Annotated in this window: 2 protein-coding genes; both read right to left on the bottom strand. The window is 27.8% G+C overall.

What is annotated here, in order from left to right:
• Positions 1-101 precede the first annotated feature (101 nt).
• Entirely contained in the window at positions 102-1352 is a 1251-nt protein-coding gene (locus L988_RS11905; protein ID WP_052191844.1) for a TrbI/VirB10 family protein, read from the bottom strand.
• Between the two features lie 5 nt (positions 1353-1357).
• Positions 1358-1633 (bottom strand): TrbG/VirB9 family P-type conjugative transfer protein (locus L988_RS11900; protein ID WP_047384546.1); only part of this gene is annotated, 276 nt, incomplete at its 5' end.

The following is a 1633-nucleotide window of genomic DNA, read 5'->3' as shown; positions in this document are numbered from 1 at the left end:
TTTTTATTCACTCCTTTTAAGATTTTTTTAGTCGTTTCCGACTAACTATCGCCTTCAAAAGTAATTTAAAATCTATTACTTTTTCAGTTTGATTCTTCAGATTATTTATATGGTTTTAGAATTAAATCACTATGAACCATAATATTAAATCTATCACCTTGTTTGATTTGAATTGTTGGCTGACGATCTAATGCTTTATCTGCAAATTTATCTCCAACTTTTACAATTGTTTGTCCTGCTCCTTGTCCTGCTGCATATTTCCAATCATCATTATTACTATTATCTTGTGTTACGATAGCTGCTGTCGCTCCCATAGCTGATGATAATAAAACACCTTTCATTAATGTTGCAAAATGATTATTAACTTTTCCAGTTAATCCTGCCTGTCCTGTTAAATCTACTCCTTGCATATTATCTAAATTTATACTCATTCCATTTGGGAATATCATTCTTTGCCAAATGACTAACAATCTATTTTGTCCCCAAGTAACATTTGAATCATATGTTCCTGTTATTCTAGTTCCTTGTGGAATTAATAAATAGTTTCCTGTTACAGTATCAAATACATTCTCTCTTACTTGAGCTGTTATTACTTTTGAAGGTAAATCACTATCCATAGCTGTTATAACTATTGCAGGTATAAAATCCCCTGCTTTTACTTCAAATGGCGATATACTCCCTTCTAATTTTGAACTTATATAATTTGAATATGTTGGTTCATTATTTAAAAAACTTTTTTTTGAGCCTTGTCTATTTAAATCATAATCAGTATAATTTCTATTTGTGTCATTTTGAGCGACTCTATTTTCTCTCTGATTTTGATTTACTGGAAAAGAAATAGAGCTTCTCTTTGCATTATTTGCTTCTTCTCTAATTTTCCTTAATGCTTCTCTTTCTTCTTCACTTAATTCTCTCTTACTTGTTTGTATAACTTTTTTATTTTCTATAACATTATTTTGTTGAATTGAATTATCTATTTTATCTTGATTATTTTCTGCTTCAACTCCACGATCTGTAACTATCATTTTAGAATAATCTGTTTCTAACTCTAAATTTAATTGTTTTTGTTCTTTCGCTTCTTTTTTAGGTTCTTCTATAGGTTTATTATTAGTTGAAGGTGTTTTAAATATATTGTAAATCAATACACCAACTAGACACACAATAGGAAATATCAAATATTTTTTTTTGATATGTGTTCCTTTATAAAGCCTTTCCTTTTTTTCATTTTCTTGCTCTTTAGATTCTTCCTTAATTTCAATGTTTTCGTTATTTATTTTTTCTTTAGATTCCTCTTTAATTTCAATGTCATTGTTATTTATTTCTTCTTGTTTAGATTCTTCATTTTCATACATAAATATCACATCCTAATTGGGTAATAATCTTTCTCGTTTTTTATAAAACTTCCATCTTTTTTTATAACAACTTCTCTTTTTCCTAATTTCAATACTGCTTGTTCAAATAATCTATCTACTATGTAATAATTATTTTTCACTCTGTATCTAACTAAAACTACTTTTCCTGTTTGGTCATCTTTTATAAAAAGAGCTGGTGCTTCTCCTGTACTCATTTCAGGTTTCATAACTATATAAGTTTTTTGTCCATCATCAAATACTTGTTGAGGACTCCAATTATA

The organism is Cetobacterium sp. ZWU0022 (assembly GCF_000800875.1).
Taxonomy (GTDB): Bacteria; Fusobacteriota; Fusobacteriia; order Fusobacteriales; family Fusobacteriaceae; genus Cetobacterium_A.
Note: the sequence above shows the minus strand (reverse complement) of the source record. Positions and strands in the feature narration are given on the sequence as shown.